The sequence below is a fragment of the Metapseudomonas resinovorans DSM 21078 genome (assembly GCF_000423545.1).
GTDB classification, from domain to species: Bacteria; Pseudomonadota; Gammaproteobacteria; order Pseudomonadales; family Pseudomonadaceae; genus Metapseudomonas; species Metapseudomonas resinovorans.
Genome location: NZ_AUIE01000009.1, coordinates 163046 through 182235, shown reverse-complemented (window position 1 = coordinate 182235; position 19190 = coordinate 163046). Strand labels below are relative to the sequence as shown.

Annotated in this window: 22 protein-coding genes; 5 read left to right on the top strand and 17 right to left on the bottom strand. The window is 63.5% G+C overall.

Translation table 11 applies throughout. The annotated features are described in order from the left end of the window. Nucleotides 1-34: 34 nt before the first annotated feature. Nucleotides 35-574, top strand: a complete 540-nt coding sequence (locus G559_RS0110715; protein WP_028628219.1) for a hypothetical protein — start codon at nt 35-37, stop codon at nt 572-574. A gap of 72 nt (nt 575-646) precedes the next feature. On the opposite strand, the gene modA is transcribed toward G559_RS0110715, so the two are convergent. From modA to G559_RS0110680, 7 genes are all read right to left on the bottom strand, one after another. After that, nucleotides 647-1402: a molybdate ABC transporter substrate-binding protein gene (gene modA, locus G559_RS0110710; RefSeq protein WP_028628218.1), complete on the bottom strand. Its 756-nt coding sequence runs from the start codon at nt 1400-1402 to the stop codon at nt 647-649. Nucleotides 1403-1556: 154 nt separating this feature from the next. Next, the gene (locus G559_RS0110705; protein WP_028628217.1) at nt 1557-2210 is read right to left on the bottom strand and encodes an HAD family hydrolase; all 654 of its coding nucleotides are present in this window, start codon (nt 2208-2210) and stop codon (nt 1557-1559) included. Continuing rightward, nucleotides 2210-3199, bottom strand: coding sequence for an ABC transporter ATP-binding protein (locus tag G559_RS0110700; protein WP_028628216.1), 990 nt, complete (start codon nt 3197-3199; stop codon nt 2210-2212). Before G559_RS0110700 ends, G559_RS0110705 begins: the two co-directional genes overlap by 1 nt. Further along, complete coding sequence (locus G559_RS0110695; RefSeq protein ID WP_028628215.1) at nt 3196-3993, bottom strand: ABC transporter permease; 798 nt, start codon at nt 3991-3993, stop codon at nt 3196-3198. Before G559_RS0110695 ends, G559_RS0110700 begins: the two co-directional genes overlap by 4 nt. Beyond that, nucleotides 3980-4822 (bottom strand): ABC transporter permease, encoded by an 843-nt coding sequence (locus tag G559_RS0110690; protein WP_028628214.1) that lies wholly within the window; start codon nt 4820-4822, stop codon nt 3980-3982. The genes G559_RS0110695 and G559_RS0110690 overlap by 14 nt, the downstream gene beginning before the upstream one ends. After that, entirely contained in the window at nt 4819-5625 is an 807-nt protein-coding gene (locus G559_RS0110685; RefSeq protein WP_028628213.1) for an alkaline phosphatase family protein, read from the bottom strand. The genes G559_RS0110690 and G559_RS0110685 overlap by 4 nt, the downstream gene beginning before the upstream one ends. A gap of 51 nt (nt 5626-5676) precedes the next feature. Beyond that, nucleotides 5677-6735, bottom strand: a complete 1059-nt coding sequence (locus G559_RS0110680) for an ABC transporter substrate-binding protein (RefSeq protein ID WP_028628212.1) — start codon at nt 6733-6735, stop codon at nt 5677-5679. Nucleotides 6736-7036: 301 nt separating this feature from the next. Between G559_RS0110680 and G559_RS0110675 the strand changes: the two genes are divergently transcribed. Next, a complete protein-coding gene (locus tag G559_RS0110675) occupies nt 7037-7753 on the top strand; it encodes a UTRA domain-containing protein (protein ID WP_028628211.1) in 717 nt (238 codons plus the stop codon). 115 nt (nt 7754-7868) lie between these two features. Here G559_RS0110675 and lpcA read toward each other — a convergent pair whose 3' ends face one another. From lpcA to minC, 7 genes are all read right to left on the bottom strand, one after another. Then, nucleotides 7869-8456, bottom strand: coding sequence for a D-sedoheptulose 7-phosphate isomerase (lpcA, locus tag G559_RS0110670; protein ID WP_028628210.1), 588 nt, complete (start codon nt 8454-8456; stop codon nt 7869-7871). Nucleotides 8457-8482: 26 nt separating this feature from the next. Next, nucleotides 8483-9772, bottom strand: coding sequence for a M18 family aminopeptidase (locus G559_RS0110665; protein ID WP_028628209.1), 1290 nt, complete (start codon nt 9770-9772; stop codon nt 8483-8485). 126 nt (nt 9773-9898) lie between these two features. After that, nucleotides 9899-10477: a class I SAM-dependent methyltransferase gene (locus tag G559_RS0110660; protein WP_028628208.1), complete on the bottom strand. Its 579-nt coding sequence runs from the start codon at nt 10475-10477 to the stop codon at nt 9899-9901. A 37-nt stretch (nt 10478-10514) separates the two neighbouring features. Further along, nucleotides 10515-11150, bottom strand: a complete 636-nt coding sequence (locus tag G559_RS0110655) for an RluA family pseudouridine synthase (protein ID WP_028628207.1) — start codon at nt 11148-11150, stop codon at nt 10515-10517. A 57-nt stretch (nt 11151-11207) separates the two neighbouring features. Beyond that, complete coding sequence (gene minE, locus G559_RS0110650; protein ID WP_016491219.1) at nt 11208-11462, bottom strand: cell division topological specificity factor MinE; 255 nt, start codon at nt 11460-11462, stop codon at nt 11208-11210. Continuing rightward, entirely contained in the window at nt 11459-12274 is an 816-nt protein-coding gene (minD, locus tag G559_RS0110645) for a septum site-determining protein MinD (protein ID WP_028628206.1), read from the bottom strand. Before minD ends, minE begins: the two co-directional genes overlap by 4 nt. Before the next feature lie 99 nt (nt 12275-12373). After that, entirely contained in the window at nt 12374-13120 is a 747-nt protein-coding gene (gene minC, locus G559_RS0110640; protein ID WP_028628205.1) for a septum site-determining protein MinC, read from the bottom strand. A 121-nt stretch (nt 13121-13241) separates the two neighbouring features. Here minC and G559_RS0110635 point away from each other — a divergent pair, with 121 nt between their 5' ends. Continuing rightward, nucleotides 13242-14162: a lipid A biosynthesis lauroyl acyltransferase gene (locus tag G559_RS0110635; RefSeq protein ID WP_028628204.1), complete on the top strand. Its 921-nt coding sequence runs from the start codon at nt 13242-13244 to the stop codon at nt 14160-14162. 37 nt (nt 14163-14199) lie between these two features. Beyond that, nucleotides 14200-15402: a patatin-like phospholipase family protein gene (locus G559_RS0110630; RefSeq protein ID WP_028628203.1), complete on the top strand. Its 1203-nt coding sequence runs from the start codon at nt 14200-14202 to the stop codon at nt 15400-15402. Between the two features lie 8 nt (nt 15403-15410). Here G559_RS0110630 and G559_RS0110625 read toward each other — a convergent pair whose 3' ends face one another. The 3 genes from G559_RS0110625 to G559_RS0110615 all read right to left on the bottom strand — a co-directional run bounded on the left by G559_RS0110625 (nt 15411) and on the right by G559_RS0110615 (nt 18532). After that, nucleotides 15411-16256 (bottom strand): pirin family protein, encoded by an 846-nt coding sequence (locus G559_RS0110625; protein WP_028628202.1) that lies wholly within the window; start codon nt 16254-16256, stop codon nt 15411-15413. A 223-nt stretch (nt 16257-16479) separates the two neighbouring features. After that, nucleotides 16480-17244, bottom strand: coding sequence for an MlaA family lipoprotein (locus G559_RS0110620; RefSeq protein WP_028628201.1), 765 nt, complete (start codon nt 17242-17244; stop codon nt 16480-16482). Further along, complete coding sequence (locus G559_RS0110615) at nt 17237-18532, bottom strand: alpha/beta fold hydrolase family protein (protein WP_028628200.1); 1296 nt, start codon at nt 18530-18532, stop codon at nt 17237-17239. Before G559_RS0110615 ends, G559_RS0110620 begins: the two co-directional genes overlap by 8 nt. 267 nt (nt 18533-18799) lie before the next feature. Between G559_RS0110615 and G559_RS0110610 the strand changes: the two genes are divergently transcribed. Continuing rightward, complete coding sequence (locus tag G559_RS0110610; protein ID WP_028628199.1) at nt 18800-19183, top strand: hypothetical protein; 384 nt, start codon at nt 18800-18802, stop codon at nt 19181-19183. The last annotated feature ends 7 nt before the right edge of the window (nt 19184-19190 follow it).

Below are 19190 nucleotides of genomic sequence, written 5' to 3'. Positions count from 1 at the left end.
GCGCTTTCGTTCCTCATGCGGCAGGGCTCATCTCGTGAAACAGCAACTTATCGAATTGATTACGGCCATCAGCTCCGGATGCATGGCCGAGGATGAGATCGAGCGCGTCGCCGACGAAGCCTCACAGGCCTACGCCGATCCGGACGCATTCCTCGCGGCCAATCCCGATATCAACTACGACGAAAGCTTCCCTATCCCATTGGGCGAATGGGTCGTGGTGGGCAGCTTGCCGGACACCGTATTGTTCCAGGCGGATAGCTACGACCAGCTGTTCCAGCAGGTGGTGGACTCCTTCGGCCCCAGCGTCAATTTCGTGCTCAGACCCAAGCAACTGGTGAAGGTGGAGCCCCTCAAGGCCCTCAACCGCATCCAGGTGCAGATGGGCAGCCTGTACCCGGAGAAGGGCGGCTACGTGCTGGTGGACTTCAGCGAACCGCTGGATGACGAACTGCAGTGCGTGCTGGTCTACAAGAATGACCTGGAGAAGGTCATGCAACTGGCCGTGGAGATCGGTATCTACACCGCGCCGGCCTATGAGGCGCTCAAGGCCGCCATGGAAGAGGGCGACGACTGAGTCGCCGCCGACAGGCTCCCCTCTCCCTCTGGGAGAGGGGCCGGGGTGAGGGAGCTTTACCCCGCGCCGTCGTTACAGCGCATACCCGTAAGACTTGATCACTTCCCCGGCCTTCGGCCCCTTCAGGTAATCCACCAGCGCCTTGGCGGCCGGGTTGGCTTCACCTTTCTTCAATATCAACGCGTCCTGCCTGATCGGCTCATGCATTTCGGCGGGAACGATCCAGGCCGAACCGCTGGTGATCTTGCCGTCCTTGTACACCTGGGACAGGGCGACGAAGCCCAGCTCGGCATTGCCACTGGAAACGAACTGCAGCGCCTGGGTGATGTTCTGGCCTTCCACCAACTTGGGCGCCACGGTCTCGGTCAGCCCCAGCTTCTCCAGCACCTGGGTGGCCGCCTGGCCGTACGGTGCGGTCTTTGGGTTGGCGATGGACAGGTGCTTGTACTGGCCGGACTTCAGCACGTCGCCCTTGTCGTCCACATAGCCGTCCCGTGCCGACCAGAGCACCAGGGTGCCGATGGCGTAGGTGAAGCGCGAGCCAGGCACGCTTTCACCTTCCTTCTCCAGCTTGGCCGGGGTGGTGTCATCGGCTGAGAGGAAGACCTCGAAGGGCGCGCCGTTCTTGATCTGGGTATAGAACTGGCCGGTGGCGCCATAGGCAGCGACCAGCTTGTGGCCGGTGTCCTTCTCGAAATCCTTGGCGATGGCCTTTATCGGGGCCGTGAAGTTGGCGGCGACGGCGACCTGGACTTCCCCGGCGAAAGCCGTTGCAAGGCTACAGCAGGTGACCTGGAGAGTTAGGGCACGAGCAAGGAGATGGCGCATGGAGAGGCTCCCGGTTCCGAAGTTACGGCTATCGCTGTGTATGTAGGTATATAGCGGTTGGCGGCATTCTCCGAACGGCTTGACTTGAAAGTCAAGGGGCGACCGGTAGGGGGCTCCTCTCTCTTCTCCAGGGAAAGGAGGAGGGAAGGGCTGCTCAGCGCCAGTCGAGAATCGGCCAGCCCACCTGTTCAGCATGGGAGCGCAGGATCGGGTCGGGGTTGACCGTGTGGGGTCTGGCCACCAGCGAGAGCAGGGGCAGGTCGTTGCGCGAGTCGGAGTAAAAGGCGGCGCCTTCCAGGCTCTCGCCTTGCTCTTTCATCCAGGCATTCAGGCGGGTCACCTTGCCGTCACGGTAGGTGAGCACGCCCCGGGTGTGGCCGCTGTAGCAGCCGTGCTGCTCTTCCAGATCGATGGCCAGGACCTCTTCCACGCCCAGGCGTTCGGCGATGGCGCTGACCAGGAAGTGCGCCGAGGCGGAGATGATCAGGATGCGGTCACCGGCGGCGCGGTGCCGCGCCAGGCAGCGCATGGCATCGGAGTGGATCAGCGGTTCGACCACATCCTCGACGAAGGGCTCGACCACGAAGTCCACTTCTTCGGCGGTGCGCCCCACCAACGGCGACAGGCTGAAGGCCATGTAGTCTTCCATCGCCAACTTGCCTTCGGCGTAGAGCGCCATGAGTTCCTGGTCCTTGCGGATGAAGGACTCCTCGTCGACCCAACCCAGTTCGGCCATGTGTGCACTCCACAGGCTGGCGCAGTCGCCGTCTATCAGGGTGTCGTCGAGGTCGAAGATTGCCAGGGCCATCAGGCCACCTCCCGGATTGCGTGATCGTCTATGCGCAGACCGACGCGTTGGCCTTTGCGGTGCAGATCTTCGGCGGAGCGATTGAGCACGTCCACTACCAACTGAACGCCGCGGGCTTCGACCCGATAGCGCACGACGTTGCCCAGCAGGCTGTGGCTGCGCACTTCGGCCTCGATGCCACCTTCGGCGCTCAGGGCGATGGCCTCCGGGCGTATGGCGATGCGGCCGTTCACCGGGCGCTGCAACAGGCGGCTGGCCGCGTCGGCGTCGAGCAGGTTGTAGTTGCCGATGAAGCCGGCGGCGAAGGCGTCCACCGGCGCGGTGTAGAGGGTTTCCGCATCGCCACTCTGGACGATACGCCCAGCATTCATCAGGAAGATGCGGTCGGAGAGGGTCAGCGCTTCTTCCTGGTCATGGGTGACGAAAATGGTGGTCAGTCCCAGTTCCTGCTGGATGGAGCGGATCTGTTCACGCAGATGCTTGCGGATGCGCGCGTCCAGCGCCGAGAGCGGTTCGTCCAGCAGCAGCAGGCGCGGCCGGGTGACCAGCGAGCGGGCGAGAGCCACGCGCTGGCACTGGCCACCGGAAAGCTGGTGCGGATAACGCGCGGCAAAATCCTGCAACTCCACCATGGCCAGGGCCTCATCCACCCGGCGCTTGCTGTCGGAGCCTTCGACCTTTTGCATACGCAGGCCGAAGGCGACGTTCTGCTGCACGGTCATGTTGGGGAACAGTGCATAGCTCTGGAACACCATGCCGATGCCACGCTTCTGCGGCGATACCGGCACCAGGTCCTGGCCGTCCAGCAGAATCTGCCCGCCGTTGACTTCGGTGAGGCCGGCGATGCAGCGCAGCAGGGTGGACTTGCCGCAGCCCGAAGGGCCGAGCAGGGTGACGAATTCGCCCTTGCCGATCTCGCAGTGGATGTCACTGAAGATGGAGGTCTGGCCATAGCTCTTGTGCAGGCCGCGGATGGAAAGAAAGCTCATGCCTTGTCCTTGTTCAGACGGTTGGCTGCCCAGGTGAACAGCAGCACGAAGAAGAAGTAGGAGATCACCAGGGCGCTGTTGAAGTGGCCGCTGCTGTTGCGCATGTTGTTCAGATACACCTGCAGGGTTTCGTAGCGGGTACCTACCAGCAGGTTGGCGAAGACGAACTCGCCGAAGAGGAAGGAGAACGACAGGAACAGCGACACCATCAGTCCCTTGCGCAGGTTCGGCAGCACCACCAGGAATGCGGCTTTCCAGGTACTGGCGCCGAGCAGTTGGGCGGCGTCCATCAGGTCACGCAGGTTGATTGCCTGCAGGTTGTTGGTGATGGCGCGGTACATGAAGGGCAGGGCGATGGTGAAGAAGCAGCCGATCAGGATCCAGGGCGTGCCCACCATGGCCAGCGGTCCGGATCCGTAGATCTGCAATAGCCCCACGGAGGACACCACCGGCGGCACTGCGAAGGGCAGCAGGATGAGGATGTTCATCAGCCCGTCGAGCTTCGGGAAGTGGTAATGCACCACGAACAGCAGCGGCAGTATCAGCACCACCGACAGCGCCAGCGCGCCGAAGCACACCAGCAGGGACTGGCCGAAGGCGGTGAGGAAACGGGCGTCGCTCCACAGTGCGAAGTACCACTTGAGGGTCAGCCCGTCCGGGAGGATGGTCGCCGACCAACTGGTGGAAACGGAGTAGAGCAGGGTGCCGGCCAGCGGCAGCAGCAGGATCAGGAACAGCAACCAGACCACCACGCGATGGTAGAGGCCGCCGTTGCGGGATTCAGCGCGCGACATGGTAGCTCCTCTTCAGTAGCCACTGGTGCACCACCGTGATCAGTGCCATCAGCCCGACCAGAACCATCGCCAGGGCGCTGGCCAGGTTGGGGTTGAGCGCGATGTCGCCAGCGACCATGGCGGCGATGCGGATGGTCAACACGTTGAAGTTCCCGGTGGTCAGGGCATAGACGGTGGCGTAGGCGCCAAGTGCATTGGCCAGCAGGATGACGAAGGTGCCCAGCAAGGCGGGCGTCAGCACGGGCAGGCCGATGTGTCGCCAGAACTGCCAGGGGCCGGCGCCGAGCAGGGCTGCGGATTCGCGCCAGTCTTCGCGCAGGGCGTCGAAGGCCGGGTAGAGCAGCAAGACGCCCAGGGGAATCTGGAAGTAGGTGTAGAGCACGATCAGCCCGGTCTTGGAGTAGAGGTTGAAATCCTCGATCACGCCGGACTGCTTGAGCAGGATGGTCAGGGCGCCGTTGAAGCCAAGCAGGATGATGAAGGCGAAGGCCAGCGGTACGCCGGCGAAGTTGCTGGTCATGTTGGAGAAGGCCATGACGAAATCGCGCAGCTTCGAATCCACCTTGCGCAGTGAATAGGCGCCGATCACGGCAATGACGATGCCGAACAGGCTCGACCAGAAGGCGATCTGCAGGCTGTGCTTGATGGCCTGCAGGTAGAACTTCGAGCTGAACATCTTGGCGTAGTTGCTAAGGCCCCAGCCTTCCGGCGTGTTCAGGCTGTGGATGGCGACCCAGGCCAGTGGCGCAATCTGGAACAGGATGAAAAATACGGCAAAGGGCAGCAGGCAGAGCAGTGCCAGCCATTTTCCCCGGTTGGTGGCATTCACTTCAGCAGCTCCTGGCAGGCAACCTTGTCGTGGGATGCGCCCAGCAGCTCGCAAACGGTGCCGCACAGTTCGGTCTGCTTCGGCTGCGCCGTGGCGTCCAGGCTGAAGGCATCGCCCAGGACGAACAGCGGGACCTCGCGCTCTTCGGCCAGCAGGCCGTTGTGGGAGCGATCGTTGTTCATGCCGTGGTCGGCGGTCACCAGCACCTGGTAGCCGGCGTCCAGCCAACGTTGCAGGTACTCGGCCAGGAGGATATCGGCGACCCGTGCGCTGTTGCGGTACTGGGGCGAATCCAGGCCGTGCTTGTGGCCCGCGTCATCCACATTCATCGGGTGCACCAGGAGAAAGTCCGGGTTGTGGCGCTGGCGCAGGCTCTCGGCGTCGGCAAACAGGTGCGAGTCCGGATAGTGGTCGGCGTAATAGAAGTGCCCGTGCTGGATCGGCAACTCCGCTGCATCGGTATGACGGTCGCGGGCGGCTTCGAAAGGCGAGCGGTTATAGAGCTCGCTGACCCAGTGATAGGCAGCCGCGGCGGTCTTGAGCCCGGCGGCGCTGGCGTAGTGGAAGATGCTGCGCTCTCGGGAAAGGCGCGATACATCGTTGTGGACGATTCCGCTCTTGATTGGCGGCACGCCGGTGAGGATGCATTCGTAGAGCGGGCGGGACAGTGCCGGCAGCTCGCACTGGAGCTTGTACAGGGCGGCGCGACCGGCTCCGCAGTAGGCCTGCAGGTGGCCCAGCGCATGCCGGGCCACCTCGTAGTTCAGGCCATCCAGCAGGACGAGGATGACTTTGTTCTTCATTCGATTCGCCTCGAAAGTCGCCCAATCGCCCGGAGGCGATCGGGCGGACCCTTACTCCATTTCGATGATCACGTGCTCTTGCCACAGCTGCGGCAGGGCTTTCGAGGTTTCTTCCCAGGCCTTGGCATCCTTGATCGGCTGGACCTTGGCGTACTGCTCGTTGGGCAGCAGCTTGGCCTTCACCTCGGCCGGCAGGGTCAGGTGCTCGGCACGGATCGGACGGGCGTTGCCCTTGGCCAGGTTGATCTGGCCGGCGTCGCTGAGGATGTACTCGCGGGTCAGCTTCGCGGCGTTCGGGTTCTTCGCGTACTTGTTGATGATGGTGGTGTAGCCGGAGATCACCGAGCCATCGGAGGGGATCAGCACTTCGAAGCGGCTGGGGTCGATCTGGTCGCGGTAGGACAGGCCGTTGAAGTCCCAGACGATGCCCACTTCCACCTCGCCCTTCTCCAGGGTCTGGATGGTCGGGTTGGAGAGCGAGAGGCGACCCTGTTTGGCGATCTCGGCGAAGAAGTCCAGGCCAGGCTGGATGTTCTTCTCGTTGCCGCCGTTGGCGATGGAGGCTGCCAGCACGCCATTGACCGCCTGCGCGGCGGCGCTGACGTCACCGATGGCGATCTTGTACTTGCCCTGCTTCAGGTCGGCCCAGGACTTGGGCGCTTCCTTCACCAGTTGCTTGTTGACGATGAAGGCGATGGAGCCGGTATAGGCCAGCATCCAGTGGCCGTCGGCATCCTTGGCCCAGTCCGGAATTTGCGCCCAGGTGCTGGGCTTGTAGGGCTGGGTCACGCCTTGCTGGACGGCGATGGGGCCGAAGGCCGCGCCCACATCGCCGATGTCGGCGGTGGCGTTGTCTTTCTCGGCGGCGAACTTGGCGATTTCCTGGGCCGAGCTCATGTCGGTATCGACGTGCTTCAGGCCATACAGCTTGTTGAGGTCAACCCAGGTGTCCTTCCAGTTGGCCCAGCTGTCGGGCATGCCCACGCTGTTCACCGCGCCTTCCTTGCGAGCGGCTTGTTCGAGACTCTTCAGATCTGCGTCGCTCGCCATCGCCTGGGTTCCCAGGGCGATGGTCGTTCCCATCAGTGAAGCCAGCAACAGGCGTTTCATGTGAAGCTCCTTAGCAGGTTTGGAGGTTGGTCTAGATCAGCAAGACCCAGGCCAAATCTAAAAGCCTTGGATGACGGTTTGATTGCAGGGTTGCCACCCGGTCCGGCAGTGGCAGACGCCTGGAAAGCGTAGACCATGGCTAAGTGACTGATTCGGGAGGCTGTCGCGATTGGCGATGGCATGGCGCATGCAGGTGTGCCTGGCTGTCATCCCACAGTCATCTAGGCTGCCTAGGATGGCCGGCAAACCCGGCCATGACGCACCTCGATGGTGCTGGTCTATTCCAGATTGGAGTTTTTCGATGCGCGATGAGGCGCCCCGCACCCTGACCGCCATCTGCAGTGCGCTGCAGGAGCAGATCGACCACGGCCTGCTGCCCCAGGGCAGCAAGCTGCCGGCCGAGCGCAAGCTGAGCGAGCTGTTCGACACCACACGCATCACCTTGCGTGAAGCGTTGGGGCAGTTGGAGGCCCAGGGGCTGATCTATCGCGAGGAGCGCCGCGGCTGGTTCGTCTCGCCGCCCCGGCTGCTCTACAACCCGCTGGTGCGCAGCCACTTCCACGCCATGGTGGCCGGGCAGGGGCGCACGCCTGCCACCGAGGTGCTGGGGGCGCGATTGATTCCGGCCAGCGTGGAAATCTGCGAGTTGCTGGAGCTGCCGGCGCTGTCCAGCGTCTATCAGATCCGCCGGGTGCGCCGCGTCGATGGGCGTCTGGTGCTCTATGTGGAGCATTACCTGAACCCGGCTTTCTTCCCCGGCATCATCGACTTCGACCTGACCCGCTCGCTGACCGAGCTGTACGACAGCCAGTACGGCATTCGCTACGGCCGGGTGCGATTCGACATGGTGCCCACCGCCCTGCACCCGGAGGCGGCCGCACCGCTGAAGGTGTCACCTGGCAGTCCGGCGCTGAAAATCACCCGTATCAATCGCGACCAGCATGGCCGGCTGATCGATTGTGACCTGGAGTTTTGGCGGCATGACGCGATTCACGTGAGCGTCGAGGTGCCGGAGTAAGGCGCAATGCCTCCCTTGCCCGATTGGGACGGGGTCGAGGGGTGGGGTGGGCTTCAGCCCACGCGGGCATCCGTTGGTGGGCTGAAGCCCGCCCTACAAGGCCGACGAATGCCCGTCAGGCGTAGTTTTCCGGACTCAGCTTGCGCTCGACCAGTTCGATCAGGATGTGCAGCACCTTGATATGCAGCTCTTGCACGCGGTCGGCGAAGTCGCCGCCGGGAGCACAGATGCAGACATCGGCCAGGGCTTCCAGGGCGGAACCGGGCTTGCCGGTCAGGGCCACGACCTTCACGCCCAGGGCGCGGGCCGCTTCGGCTGCCTTGATCACGTTGGGGCTCTTGCCGCTGGTGCTGATGGCGATCAGCACGTCGCCCGCACGGCCGTGGGATTCGACGTAGCGGGAGAAGATGTAGTCGTAGCCGAAGTCATTGGCGACGCAGCTGATATGGCTGGCATCGCTGATGGACACGGCGGCGATGCCGGGCCGGTTCTTGCGGTAGCGGCCGGTCAGCTCCTCGGCGAAGTGCATGGCGTCGCACATGGAGCCGCCGTTACCGCAGGAAAACGCCTTGCCCTTGTTCTCGAAACTCTCGACCAGGAGCTCAGCCGCACGCTCAATGCTTTTCAGCGCTTGCTCGTTGGCGATGAAGTTGTCCAGGGCGGTCCTGGCTTCCTCCAGGCTGTTGCGGATATGGCTGAGCATGCGGGTTTACCTGTTCGGGTGAGTGGTCAGGGCAGGTCGTGGCTGGAGTAGAAGGCGGCCAGCACCTTCACCAGGTGAGCCAGGTCATGGCTGCCGGCCAGTTCGCGAATGGAGTGCATGGCGAAGGTTGGCAGGCCGATGTCCACGGTACGTACGCCGAGCTGGCTGGCGGTGATCGGGCCGATGGTGGACCCGCAACCCATGTCGCTGCGGGTCACGAAGCTCTGCACCGGCACTTCGTTCTCCAGACACAGGTGGCGGAAGAAACCGGCGGTTTCGCTGTTGGTGGCGTAGCGCTGGTTACTGTTGACCTTGATCACCGGGCCGGCGTTGAGTTTCGGGCCGTGGTTACCATCGTGCTTGTCGGCGTAGTTGGGGTGTACGCCGTGGGCGTTGTCGGCGGAAACCAGCAGGGAGCGCTGGATGACGCGGGCGAAGGCGTCGCCTTCCGGCAGCACGCGACGCAGCACCTGTTCCAGCATCGGACCATCGGCGCCGCAGGCTGAGCAGGAGCCGACTTCTTCGTGGTCGGTGCAGACCAGTACGCAGCTTTCGTCAGCCTCGGCGGCCAGCAGGGCCTGCAGGCCGGCGTAGCAGGACAGCAGATTGTCCAGGCGCGCGCCAGCGATGAAGTCGCCGCCCAGGCCGATGACCGCGGCGCTCTGGGTGTCATAGAAGGACAGTTCGTAATCCAGCACCGCGTCGGCGACCACGCCATGTTCCAGGGTCAGTTGCTCGGCCAGCAGGTCGCGGAACTCGCGGGCCTCGCCGGCGGCCAGTTGCGCCAGGATCGGCGGCAGTTCGGTCTGGGCATTGATCGCCCAGCCCTGGTTGGCTTCGCGGTTGAGGTGGATGGCCAGGTTGGGAATCACGGCGATGGGCGCCTGGAAATCCACCAACTGGCTTTCCACCATGCCGGCGGCACGGTAAGTGACGCGGCCCGCCAGGGACAGGTCGCGGTCGAACCAGGGGGCCAGCAAGGCACCGCCGTAGACTTCCACACCCAGTTGCCAGAAGCCGTGCTTGTGCAGCTCGGGGTTCGGCTTGACGCGCAGGCAGGGGCTGTCGGTGTGGGCGCCGACGAGGCGCAGGCCGCCTTCGAGTACCGGGCGCTTGCCCAGCTTGATGGCGATGATGGAGGAGTCGTTGCGGGTGACGTAATAACGGCCACCGCTTTCGATACGCCAGGCCTCGCGTTCATCGAGGCGCACATACCCGGCGGCCTCGAGGCGCTTGGCCAGGCTACGGGTGGCGTGGAAAGGGGTGGGGGAGGCCTTGAGGAAATCGATCAGGCCCTGGTTCAACTCTTCGCGCATTGGGAGACTCCAGACAGCAGTGGCGGGAGTTTATCCCATAGCCCCCGGGGAAATGGAGGGCGACCCGCGGTGAATTTTCGCTAAGACCTTCATAGGCGCTGGCGTTGTGGGATTGCAATGCTGTGCTTATCCCAGCCGTCGGGCCACCACCGAGAACAGGTGCCAGTGCTTGTTGCGGCCCTTGGCGGTGATGCCGTCTTCTTCCTTTTCTTCCAGCATCAGCACGTCCCAGCCAGACAGCAGTTCTTCCAATTGTCGGCGGCGCAGGATGGTGATGCCGTTGTTGGCCCAGTCGTCTCGCTCGCCGAACAGGTGGCCGGCGAAGAGGCCGCCCTCCGGAAGGGAGGAGTAGATGGCCTGCCAGAGAGTGGGAAAGGCGACGGGTGGGCAGAGGGGCAGGGCGAAGCTGGAGTTGACCAGGTTCGCCGATGGCAGCGGCATGGATTCGAAACGGCAGCAGCGGCTTTGCAGTCGCAGGCGTTTTTCCTCGTCCACCTGGGCTTCAAGACGGGCCAGGGCTTCGGGTTCGGCGTCCACCGCCAGCACTTTCCAGCCGCGCCTGAGCAGTTCGAGGGTGTCACGGCCGGCGCCACAGCCCAAGTCGAGGGCGTGGCCGGGTGGCCCGTCCCAGAGCTCCAGGGCAGTCAACAGGGTGACGCGGGCGGGTTGGCCCTCGGTGGCGTTGTAGAACTCGGTGAAGCTCATGATTTGCCCGAATCGCAGCCTTTTTCTTGAGCCTAGGTCAGAACGGCGCCGGGCACTCGAATCTCAGGCGTTCGCCCGTCTGGGGGTGGGTCAGGCAGAGCAGGCTGGCGTGCAGGCACAGGCGATCATGGGCGGCCAGGGCTTCGGGGTTGGCGTAGAGGCGGTCGCCGAGCAACGGATGGCCGATGGAGAGCATGTGCACGCGCAACTGGTGCGAGCGACCGGTGATGGGGGTCAGTTCGACCCGGCTGTAATGGCCGCAGCGCTCGATCACCTGCCAGAAGGTGAGAGCGTGACGGCCCTGCTCGAAGTCCACCACGTGGCGCGGCTTGGTCGGCGGGTCATAGCGCAAGGGCAGCTCGATGCGGCCGCTGTCCAGTTCCGGCTCGCCCCAGCAGAGCGCGGTGTAAGCCTTCTCGGTTTCGCGGTCATGGAACTGGCGGGATAACTCGCGGTGGCTGTCAGCATCGCGGGCCAGCACGATCAGACCGGAAGTTTCCCAGTCCAGGCGGTGGACGATGCGTGCCTCCGGGTAACCGTTCTCCTGCAGGCGGGTGATCAGGCAGTCCTTGTTGTCCTCGGCACGGCCGGGTACGGACAGCAGGAGGGTGGGCTTGTTGACCACCAGCAGGGCGTCGTCCTGGTGGATGAATTCAATCTGGGAAAGCGGCATGGAAATTCCGAAAACGCCGACGGCGGCCGAAGCCGCCGTCATTGCACAACCACTCGATCAACGATCGGGCAGGGTGATGTTCAACTCGAGAATCGAGCAACTGCCCTGATTCTCCAGCAGGACCTGAACCTGCTCCTCGTCGATGTCGACATATTTGCGGATCACGTCCACCAGGTCTTTCTGCAGAGCCGGCAGGTAGTCCGGCTGGCTGCGTTGACCACGTTCGTGGGCAACGATGATTTGGAGTCGTTCCTTAGCGATCGAAGCGCTGTTCTGCTTCTTCCGCTCGCGAAAGAAGTCGAAAATGTTCATTCACGGCCTCCGAACAGGCGTTGTAAGAGTCCTTTCTTCTGCACGTCGAGGAAGCGGTGAGGCAGCTCCTTGCCGAGCAGGCGATCGACGGCATCGCTGTACGCCTGGCCGGCGTCGCTCTGGTCGTCGAGGATGACCGGGATACCCTGGTTGGAGGCCTTGAGCACCGCCTGGGATTCCGGGATGACACCGAGCAGGTTGATGGCGAGGATTTCCTCGACGTCTTCGACGCCGAGCATTTCGCCCTTGGTTACGCGCTCGGGGTTGTAGCGGGTCAGCAACAGGCGCTCCTTGATCGGATCTTCGCCTTTCTCTGCACGACGGGACTTGCTGGCCAGCAGGCCGAGCATGCGGTCGGAGTCGCGCACGGAAGAGACTTCCGGGTTGGTCACGACGATCGCCTCATCGGCGTAGTACATGGCCAGGTGGGCGCCTTTCTCGATACCGGCCGGCGAATCGCAGACCACGTACTCGAAGTTCTTCGCCAGTTCCTCGATGACCTTGCCCACGCCTTCGAGGGTCAGGGCATCCTTGTCGCGAGTCTGGCTGGCGGCCAGGACGTAGAGGTTTTCCAGGCGCTTGTCTTTGATCAGGGCCTGGGTGAGGGACGCTTCGCCATTGATGACGTTGACGAAGTCGTACACCACGCGGCGTTCGCAACCCATGATCAGGTCCAGGTTACGCAGGCCGACGTCGAAGTCGACGATGACAGTCTTGTGACCGCGCAGTGCGAGACCGGTACCGATGGCGGCGCTGGTGGTGGTTTTACCCACTCCACCCTTGCCGGACGTGACAACGAGGATCTTGGCCAAGGTGATTCACCCCAAATGATAAGAAAAGCGGGAAGTTATGAGCTCTTTCGAACCGTCCGTCTTCCCTTTCAGGTCCCTGAAAATTCGCGGCAGTATCCGTTAAAGACGGGTGATGTTCAACACGTCTCCCGACAGGCTGACTTGTACCTGTTGACCCCACAGCGGATCGCGTCGCAGGTCGTCGGAAACCTTGTACTGACCGGCCACTGAGACCAGTTCGGCAGCCAGTTGGCGGCAGAATATCCGCGCCTTGGTATCGCCCTTGATGCCCGCCAGGGCACGGCCGCGCATGGGACCGTAAACATGGATGTTGCCGTCTGCGAGAAGTTCCGCACCGGGGCTGACCGCGGCCAGAACTACCAGGTCGCCGCCTGGAGCATACACCTGCTGGCCACCACGCACCGGAGTCGTGATGATCTTTGTCGGTTGCACCTCGGGTTTGGGCGGCTCGGCGGGCTTTTCGACCTTCTTCTTCGCTTCGGGTTCTACCGGATTGATGGTGCGCTCGCGGGCGCCGGACGGCGGCAGCACTGGAATGTCCAGGGCGTCGGCGGCAGCGATGTGCTCTTCGCGGCTGGCGCGGATGGCCAGGGTGCGCAGGCCGTGACGGCGGCAGATGTCCAGCAGGGTGGGGAGGTCGAGGACGGGTTCGCCGTCGGGCAGCTTGTCCAGCGCCATGACCAGTGGGGTGTTCTGGAAGAAGTTGGGGGCCTGGGCGACTTTCTCGTCCAGTTGCCTGTCGAGGCGTTCGAGGTCGTTGTGTGCCAGTTCCATCACAGTGATGGCGAGCATGCTGCCCTTGAGCTGGAACACGGGTTCTTGGTCGAGAAGGTCGGCTTGGCTCATGGTCTGCCTGCAGTCGTGAATGGCGAGGACTTATAGCGAGATCGTCCGGCGCTAGCAAGCCGGAAGGGGGCGGCGCATTTGGAGTAGAATGCGCGATTTTCTCGCTCAAGCGGATTCAGAGATGGATAGACCTCAATTTCGCCCACAGTTCCTCCACCCGCGCTTTTGGGCGCTGTGGCTGGGCCTAGGCCTGCTGTGGCTGATCACCCTGCTGCCCTACCGGGTGCAACTGGGCATGGGGCGTATTCTGGGCGCGGCGATGCTGCGGGTGGCCGGTTCGCGGCGCAAGATCGCCCGGCGCAACCTGGAACTGTGCTTTCCGGAGCTGTCCAGCAGCGAGCGTGAGCAACTGCTGCGGGAGAACTTCGCTTCCACCGGTATCGCTTTCTTCGAGATGGCCATGAGTTGGTGGTGGCCCAAGCCGCAGCTGGCGAAGTTGTCCCATATAGAGGGCCTGGAACACCTGCAGAAGGCCCAGGCAGAAGGTCAGGGGGTGATTCTCATGGCCCTGCATTTCACGACCCTCGAGATCGGCGCCGCATTGCTTGGCCAGGTGCATACCATCGACGGCATGTACCGCGAGCACAAGAACGCCGTGTTCGACTTCATCCAGCGCCGTGGCCGCGAGCGCCACAACCAGGACGCTTCCGCCATCGAGCGGGAGGACGTGCGCGCCATGCTCAAGGTGCTGCGCGCCGGCCGCGCCATCTGGTATGCGCCGGATCAGGACTACGGCCGCAAGCAGAGCCTGTTCGTGCCGCTGTTCGGCATCGAGGCCGCCACAGTTACCGCAACGACCAAGTTCGCCCGCCTGGGCCGCGCTATCGTGCTGCCCTTCACCCAGCGCCGCCTGGAAGACGGTTCCGGTTACAAGCTGGTGATCCACCCGCCGCTGTCCGACTTCCCTGGAGAAACCGAAGAGGCCGACTGCCTGCGTATCAACCAGTGGGTGGAAGGCGCAGTGCGCGAATGCCCCGAGCAATACCTCTGGGCCCACCGCCGCTTCAAGACCCGGCCGGAAGGCGCCCCCAAGCTTTACTGAAACCTATACTCGGAAAATCCCGCCCGGAGAGCAGTCCATGGATGCCAGCGCCGCCACCAAGAAGCCCGTGACCGGGCTGATTCTTTCCGGCGGTGGTTCGCGGGCGGCTTATCAGGTGGGGGTGCTGGGCGCGATCGCCGACCTGTTGCCAGACGCCGCCTGCAATCCTTTTCCGGTAATCGTCGGTACGTCCGCCGGCGCGGTGAACGCCGTTGGCCTGGCCTGCGGCGCGCTGCATTTCAGCCAGGCCGTTCGCCGCCTCAACGATGTCTGGCAGGCCTTCCGTTGTGGGCAGATCTACCGCAGCGACTGGCCCGGCGTGATCCGCCAGAGCTCGCGTTTCCTCGGCCACAGCCTGCTAGGCCTTGGCCGTGATATCCCCGTGGCGCTGTTGGACAACGCGCCCCTGCGCGAACTGCTGACGAGCGAACTCGACTTCACCGGCATCTCCGCTGCCGTCCGCACCCGCCAGTTGCGCGCCGTGGCCGTGACAGCGTTCGGCTATGAAACCGGACAGGCGGTGACCTTCTACCAAGGGCGCGCGACCATTGATCCCTGGTATCGCCATCGCCGCGTAGGCGTACCAACCCGCCTCAGCGTCGAACACCTGATGGCCAGTGCGGCGATTCCCCTGCTGTTTCCGCCAGTGCGCCTGGGTCGTGAATACTTCGGCGATGGCGCGGTACGCCAGACCGCGCCGATCAGCCCGGCGCTGCACCTGGGCGCCAGTCGGGTGCTGGTGGTGGGGGTAAGTGGCAACCCGCAGGGCATGAACCCCGGCCAGGAAATGGCGCAGCCGCAGGCTGGCCGTCCGCCGACCCTGGCGCAGATCAGCGGACACCTGCTGAACAGCACCTTCATCGACAACCTGGAAAGCGATATCGAACTGCTGGAACGGATCAACCGCATGAGCCAGGCCATGCCGCCTGAGTCGCGGCCACGCAATCTCAGTTCAGAGCACGTTGAAGTGTTGGTGATTTCGCCGAGCCGAGCGATGGATGAGATCGCGGCTCGCCATCGCCGCGAGATGCCGCGCGCCATCCGCACCTTCTTGCGCGGGCCAGGGGCGACCCGGGCGAGTGGGGCCGGGGTACTCAGTTACCTGCTGTTCGAACCCGGCTACTGCAACGAACTGATCGAGCTGGGCTACCAGGACGCCATGGCCAAGCGCACCGAACTGCAGCGTTTCCTGGGCCTGGAGATGGCGCCGGTTCACCCGCAGGTGATTCCGGCGCTCTAACCCCTGCGTCACTGACCGAAGACGCCGTCTCGGTAGTCCCGAAGGGCCTGCTCGATTTCCTCGCGGCTGTTCATCACGAAGGGACCGTACTGGACGATGGGCTCGCCCAGGGGGCGTCCAGCCAGCAGCAGGACCTTCGCCCCAGCGTCGGTGGCGATCTCCAGCGCACCTTTCTCGGAGAGACGCGCCAGGCGCCCTTTGCCAATGGACTGGCCATTGACGTGTACATCCCCCTCGTAGACGTAAAGCAGCACCCGCAGGCCGTCCGCCAGACGTGGTGAAACCCGGCTGTGGGCGGGGAGGTCTAGGTCGAAGATATGCGGTTCGGAATGCGGACGTTGCACGGCGCCCTCTTGGCTGATCTCGCCATCGTCGAAGCGGCCGGCGATCACCCGTGCCTCGACGCCTTCAGCCGCGCGTACCCGCGGAATCTCCACCGGATCGAAGTCGCGGTAGCCAGGGTCGCCCATCTTGTCCTTGCCCGGCAGGTTGAGCCAGATCTGGAAGCCGCGCATCACGCCTTCTTCCTGCTCCGGCATCTCGCTGTGGATGATCCCGCGCGCGGCGGTCATCCATTGCACGCCGCCGTTTTGCAGCAGGCCGCTATTGCCCAGATGGTCTTCATGGCGCATGCGCCCTTCGAGCATGTAGGTGATGGTCTCGAAGCCTCGGTGCGGGTGCGGCGGGAAGCCGGCGACATAGTCGTCCGGGTTGGCCGAGCCAAACTCGTCGAGCATCAGGAAGGGGTCGAAGCGGGGCACGCCCTGCTCGGCAAAGACGCGCGTCAGGTTGACCCCGGCGCCGTCGGATGCCGGTTGACCGGGACGTTGTTCGAGAATCTGGCGATAGCTCATCTGGACCTCCTCAAGGTTGGAATGAGCGCGATCCTACTCCTATAAATTGGATCAATTGTGCGTGATTTTGCTTTGTTTATATCGAATTAGTGGATATTTCTGGCGCTATCTGTGGGGGCGAATTCATTCGCCAACCGGACCGAAGGTTCGGCCTGACGCGGCAAGGGGGCAGCTTCGCCGCCCTGAGTGAATGATTTCACCCCGCCGAGTCAGGCCAGAGGCCTCACTCGGCGATCTGCAGCTTGCGCGACTCGGTGTAGACGTAGCGCAGCTTCTCGTACTCGAAGGGCGTGTTGAGCTGGCCGTAGCGGAATTTGGTGGTGTAGCGCTTGTCCACCATGCGCAACGCAGTGATCTCCGGGTGGTCACTGCTGACTTCCGGCACGTTGAGGAAGTTGATCTGGTAGTCGGCGAGGTAGTCCACCACCAGCCCGCCGGTGTCCCGCAGGTTGGACGGGCCGAGGATCGGCAGCATCAGGTAGGGCCCGTCGGTGACGCCGTAATAGCCCAGGGTCTGGCCGAAGTCCTCAGTCTGCCTGGGCAGCCCGATGCGTGCGGCCGGGTCCCAGAGGCCGGCGACGCCGATGGTGGTGTTCAGCAGCAGGCGCCCGGTGATTTCCATGGAGCGTTGTCCCTTGAGCTGGAGCAGGCTGTTAAGCAGGTTCGGCACATCGCCCAGGTTGCTGAAGAAATTGCTCACGCCGCTGCGCACGAATCCCGGTGTGACGTAGCGATAGCCGCGCACCACGGGCAGGAACACCCATTCGTCGAAGCGATAGTTGAAGTGATAGACCCGCCGGTTCCAGGACTCGTAAGGGTCGTAGACGCTCAGTGCGTTGAGGGTCGAGCGTTCGAACTCGCGCTGATCCAGGCCGGGGTTGAATTTCAGGTCTTTCAGCGGCTGAGTGAAGCCGTCCTGGTCGGGCTCCTGGGCTCGAGCCAGGGGGCTTGCCAGCAGTAGGGCGATCAAGAGTGCTTTCTTAGCCACGGAAGAACTCCAGCATGGCGTCGCCGTTGACGCGGTAGTTGAGGTTGCCGCAGTGCCCGCCATGGGGGTAGACGGTCAAGCGGTCGCCCAGGGTGCGGCGCAGGAAACCCAGGTCGCCGGGGCCGAGGATGAGGTCGTCGGCGTTGTGCATCACGGCAATCTTGCTGTTGTCTTTCAGGTAGTCCTCCAGGGCATAGAGGCTGACCTGGTCGATCAGTTGGGTCAGGCTGCCGCCGTCGTAGCGGGCGCGCCAGTAGGGAATCAGTTGCTCGGTCATGTAGCAGTCGAAATCGCACTGCAGGGCGCGCTTGTAGAAGGGCGTCAGGCTGGTGCCTTCGCTGATGGACAACTGCACCGGAGTGATCAGGCCGCGATGGTTGATCAGGTCCGAGGTGAAGGCGATGTCCGAGGAGGAGAAGCGGAAGGCCGTGCCGATCAGCATCGCCATCTGCTCGTTGGACAGCCGCTGTCTGGATTCCTGGAAGTCGTACAGCAGGGCGTCATTGAGGTCGATGTAGCCCTTCTGCTGGAAGTAGCGGGTCAGCTTGCCCAGCACCACCTGGTAGAAGGTGGTGGTGTCGTCGACGCCCTTCACGCGGGTCTGCACAAGGCGGTCGAGGTTAGTCACCGAGGTATAGAGGTTCACCGGCGGATTGAGCAGCAATACCCGCTTGAAGTTGAAGCTGCGGCGGGTTTCGTCCAGGTGGCTGACGAAGGCCGCCTCAAGGGCGCCGAGGCTGTATCCGGTGAGGTAGAAGTCGGTGATTGGCAGGCTCGGATGTTGGGCACGTACGGCCTGCATCACCCGATAGAGGTCGTCGGCGTCTTCGGCCGAAAGTCCTGGGGTCGCATGACGCGAGGCGGCGACCATGAAGTCGTAGCTGGTGGGCGAGGAGAGTTGCACCACGTGGTAACCAGCGCCGTAGAACAGCTTCTTCAGCGTCTCGGCATGGGTGCTGGCGTAGTGGCCGCCCGTGCCGGCAATGACGAACACCAGCGGGGCTGGGCCCTTTTGCTTGGCGAGGCGGTAGCGCAACTTCTTCACCGACCAGAAATTGTCCGGCAACTCGCTTTCGCGCTCTGGACGCAGCTTCAGGTCATAGTCGGACTGGTCGATGTCATCGTCCGTCGGCACCGCGCTGCGCAGGTCCGGCGGCGTGGTGGCGATGGTCGCCTCGAAAGGGTTGGTGATCGGAAAGCCATAACTGGCTGCATCCAGGTCCGCGGCCAGCACGGGAGCGCAGAGGGTCAGGCTGCCCAGTAGGGCAGCAAGGCGAAGACGGAGCATAGGAAAGGTCCCTGTTCAGATTCTGCGGAGCCCGGATCCCGCGGTTGCGGGCAGGCCCCAGTCACTCCCCCGGGCCTTGCCTGTCAGGGCCGCCGGGTCGCGTTCCTTATAAGCGAACGTCATGAGTGAATACCGAGCCTATGACAACTGCAAGTCCTGTGAGTGCGGGCCGTACGTCAGGCCAGGGTGTGGCAGATTGTTGGAAGGTTCTTGCATAGCGCCATCGCGGGGGTATCCTTGGCGCCGCTTACCCATTCGGAGAGAACCATGTCCAGCCGTTCGTCCCTCATCCTGCTGCTGATTCTGCTGCCGCTCTGGCTGGCCGCCAGCTACGGGGTTCGTTTCGCCCTGATGGAGGACGGCCAGTGGGTCGGCCTGTGCGTCGACGAAGCGCAACGCTGGGAGTGCCAGGTGCGCGCTGGCCTGGGGCTGCTGATCCACTTCCGTGTCATCGCCTGGATCGGGTTCGCTGCCGCCCTGGTGGCTTTCTTCGTACCGGGCCGTGCCGGCTGGGGCCTGGCCTTGCTGGCGCTGCTCTTTGCCCTGCCGGCCCTGGTGCTGTACACCGCCAGCCTCGCGGTTTTCGCCTGTGTCATCGCCGGCCTGCGGCTGGTGCGCCGCCAGGTGGAGTCGGTGCCCGTACCGGCCTGAGGATTCA

Excerpts from the sequence above, each read along its gene's own strand:
- modA (WP_028628218.1), bottom strand. The coding sequence starts at position 1,402 with ATGCGCCATCTCCTTGCTCGTGCCCTAACTCTCCAGGTCACCTGCTGT.
- G559_RS0110705 (WP_028628217.1), bottom strand. The coding sequence starts at position 2,210 with ATGGCCCTGGCAATCTTCGACCTCGACGACACCCTGATAGACGGCGAC.
- G559_RS0110700 (WP_028628216.1), bottom strand. The coding sequence starts at position 3,199 with ATGAGCTTTCTTTCCATCCGCGGCCTGCACAAGAGCTATGGCCAGACC.
- G559_RS0110695 (WP_028628215.1), bottom strand. The coding sequence starts at position 3,993 with ATGTCGCGCGCTGAATCCCGCAACGGCGGCCTCTACCATCGCGTGGTG.
- G559_RS0110685 (WP_028628213.1), bottom strand. The coding sequence starts at position 5,625 with ATGAAGAACAAAGTCATCCTCGTCCTGCTGGATGGCCTGAACTACGAG.
- G559_RS0110680 (WP_028628212.1), bottom strand. The coding sequence starts at position 6,735 with ATGAAACGCCTGTTGCTGGCTTCACTGATGGGAACGACCATCGCCCTG.
- G559_RS0110675 (WP_028628211.1), top strand. The coding sequence starts at position 7,037 with ATGCGCGATGAGGCGCCCCGCACCCTGACCGCCATCTGCAGTGCGCTG.
- lpcA (WP_028628210.1), bottom strand. The coding sequence starts at position 8,456 with ATGCTCAGCCATATCCGCAACAGCCTGGAGGAAGCCAGGACCGCCCTG.
- G559_RS0110665 (WP_028628209.1), bottom strand. The coding sequence starts at position 9,772 with ATGCGCGAAGAGTTGAACCAGGGCCTGATCGATTTCCTCAAGGCCTCC.
- G559_RS0110660 (WP_028628208.1), bottom strand. The coding sequence starts at position 10,477 with ATGAGCTTCACCGAGTTCTACAACGCCACCGAGGGCCAACCCGCCCGC.
- G559_RS0110655 (WP_028628207.1), bottom strand. The coding sequence starts at position 11,150 with ATGCCGCTTTCCCAGATTGAATTCATCCACCAGGACGACGCCCTGCTG.
- minE (WP_016491219.1), bottom strand. The coding sequence starts at position 11,462 with ATGAACATTTTCGACTTCTTTCGCGAGCGGAAGAAGCAGAACAGCGCT.
- minC (WP_028628205.1), bottom strand. The coding sequence starts at position 13,120 with ATGAGCCAAGCCGACCTTCTCGACCAAGAACCCGTGTTCCAGCTCAAG.
- G559_RS0110635 (WP_028628204.1), top strand. The coding sequence starts at position 13,242 with ATGGATAGACCTCAATTTCGCCCACAGTTCCTCCACCCGCGCTTTTGG.
- G559_RS0110630 (WP_028628203.1), top strand. The coding sequence starts at position 14,200 with ATGGATGCCAGCGCCGCCACCAAGAAGCCCGTGACCGGGCTGATTCTT.
- G559_RS0110625 (WP_028628202.1), bottom strand. The coding sequence starts at position 16,256 with ATGAGCTATCGCCAGATTCTCGAACAACGTCCCGGTCAACCGGCATCC.
- G559_RS0110615 (WP_028628200.1), bottom strand. The coding sequence starts at position 18,532 with ATGCTCCGTCTTCGCCTTGCTGCCCTACTGGGCAGCCTGACCCTCTGC.
- G559_RS0110610 (WP_028628199.1), top strand. The coding sequence starts at position 18,800 with ATGTCCAGCCGTTCGTCCCTCATCCTGCTGCTGATTCTGCTGCCGCTC.